The organism is Nitrosomonas sp. Nm51 (assembly GCF_900111165.1).
In the GTDB taxonomy this organism is placed as follows: Bacteria; Pseudomonadota; Gammaproteobacteria; order Burkholderiales; family Nitrosomonadaceae; genus Nitrosomonas.
This window is the reverse complement of sequence record NZ_FOGH01000112.1, coordinates 1-2,205: the sequence shown is the minus strand read 5'-3', so window position 1 is coordinate 2,205 and position 2,205 is coordinate 1. Positions and strand designations below refer to the sequence as shown.

3 protein-coding genes are annotated in these 2,205 nt (G+C 48.5%); all 3 read left to right on the top strand.

Features of this window, described 5'->3' with window-relative positions:
* Positions 1–462, top strand: a 462-nt coding sequence (locus BMY60_RS14975) for a transposase (protein ID WP_218141727.1), incomplete at its 5' end; no start/stop codon positions are given.
* Positions 463–550: 88 nt separating this feature from the next.
* Positions 551–1,081 (top strand): hypothetical protein, encoded by a 531-nt coding sequence (locus BMY60_RS14970; protein ID WP_143057492.1) that lies wholly within the window; start codon positions 551–553, stop codon positions 1,079–1,081.
* A 110-nt stretch (positions 1,082–1,191) separates the two neighbouring features.
* Positions 1,192–2,205: IS21 family transposase (gene istA / locus BMY60_RS14965; RefSeq protein WP_090334703.1), on the top strand; the 1,014-nt coding region annotated here is incomplete at its 3' end.

Genomic DNA, 2,205 nt, shown 5'->3' with positions numbered 1-2,205 from the left:
TACGATCACATCTGCATGTTGAAAACACTCAAATGTGCCGTGCGTGTCGTCTGGGCCTACCGAAAATCACAATGGGTTGCACTTTTTACCACTGACCTTGATCTCACCGTCGAGCAGACCATCGAATACTATGGCGCTCGCTGGAAAATCGAGGCCGGTTTCAAAGAGATCAAGCAGGAAATTGGAAGCATAAAAAGCCAAACCCGTACGCCGCATGCCGTCACCAATCATCTCAACTTCTGCATGATGGCCACCACTATCACCTGGATATACGCAGATCGCCTTGATAAAACACCGCAGCGTTGTTACGCTGTTAACAATCGAAGTCACTTCGCCTTCTCCGATGTTAGAAAACTGATTACTCAGGCCGCATTCGATAAAGATTTTGTTACCTTTTGCCCCAAGCCAGGCAAACCCGAACAAAATTCTCTCATCAAAGCATTATTGCGGATGGTCGCATAGGGAAAAAAGGGAAACTTCAGTTTATAAGGAAGAGCACGATTTTGAATTCGGTGCGGCCAAATCCAAGAAACGCTATAAAAGCGATATCTTGCCGCCTTCCTTGGTGATTACCCGGTACTTCGCGGATAAACAAGCAGCCCTTGATGAACTGCAATCAAAATTCGAAACCGCTACGCAAGAACTGGAAAGCTTCGTAGAGGAAAATAGCGGCGAAGACGGACTTGTCGAAGAAGCCAAAAATGAAAAAGGCAATCTTTCGAAAAAAGGCATAACTGACCGTATAAAAATATCCAAAGATCAGGAGGAAATTGAGGCGCTGAAAAAATGCCTTGAATTGGTTAATGAAGAATCCGCCTGTAAATCGGCAGTCAAAGTGGCGAAGGATGAACTAGACGAGTTGGTGTTCAAGAAAATTCCAACCATCCCGGAAGCCGAGCTAAAAAAGCTGATCGTTCAGGATAAATGGTTTGCGAGCGTCGAGGCGCAAATCATAGAGGAAATAGAACGCATGACGCAGCAATTGGCAAACCGCGTCAAAACGCTGGAGGAACGCTATGCGCAAACCCTGCCAGCCCTCGGCAAGGACGCTGAAAAATATACCGGCCTTGTCGAATGTTGACACCGGTCGAAAATTGACCAGAAAAGGCTAGTTGTACCGGTTGAAAATTGACCAGGTAATTCACGTATCCTGCCTAAATTTTAAGCAGGAGAAATTAAGAGGTGATTACCATGGTTATGTATGCAAAGATACGGCGGATGTTTTACCGTGAACATCTGTCGATTAATGAGATTCAACGGCGCACGAGTCTGTCGCGGAACACAATAAAAAAGTGGTTGAAAGCGCCAAGTGACAGCGCAGTGAAATATCACAGAGCGAAGAAGCCCGACAAGCTGACACCGTTTGAGTCTCGATTGTTATTGGCGCTGGAAGCGGATGCTCGCCGCCCCAGGAAAGACCGGCGCACTGCCAGGATACTGTTCCAGGAAATCAGGAAGGATGGCTATGTTGGCGGTTATACAATTGTTTGTGACTTTGTTCGCAACTGGCGCAATCAAGGCGGGCAGAGCAAAACGGCGTATGTACCGCTGAAGTTTACGTTGGGTGAAGCCTTTCAGTTTGACTGGAGTGAAGAATGGCTGGTGATCGGTGGCACCCACCGTAAAGTGTTGGCTGCACATACCAAACTATGTGCCAGTCGTGCCTTCATGTTGTCGGGCTATCCGTCACAAAGTCACGAAATGCTGTTCGATGCGCATACCCGTGCATTCAGTGCTTTTGGCGGCGTGCCGCAACGCGGCATTTACGACAACATGAAGACGGCTGTGGACAAGGTGTCCAAAGGTAACGGGCGTGTGGTAAATACGCGCTTCTTCGCGATGACGGCACATTACCTGTTCGATCCTGATTTCTGCAATGTAGCTTCCGGCTGGGAGAAAGGTGTCGTCGAGAAGAATGTCCAGGATATGCGCCGCCGCATCTGGAATGAAGCCAAACAGCAGCCATTCGGTTCATTCGAAGATTTGAACAACTGGCTCGAAGCGCGTTGCCGCGCGCTGTGGTCAGAAATTCAACATCCTGATTATGCCGGCATTACCCTTGCCGATGCGCTTGAGCAGGAACAACTGTACCTGATGCCGATGCCAGCACCGTTCGATGGTTATATCGAAGTATTGGCACGTGTATCCAGTACGTGTCTGGTTACATTGCAGCGTAACCGTTATTCTGTTCCCTGCCGCCTGGCC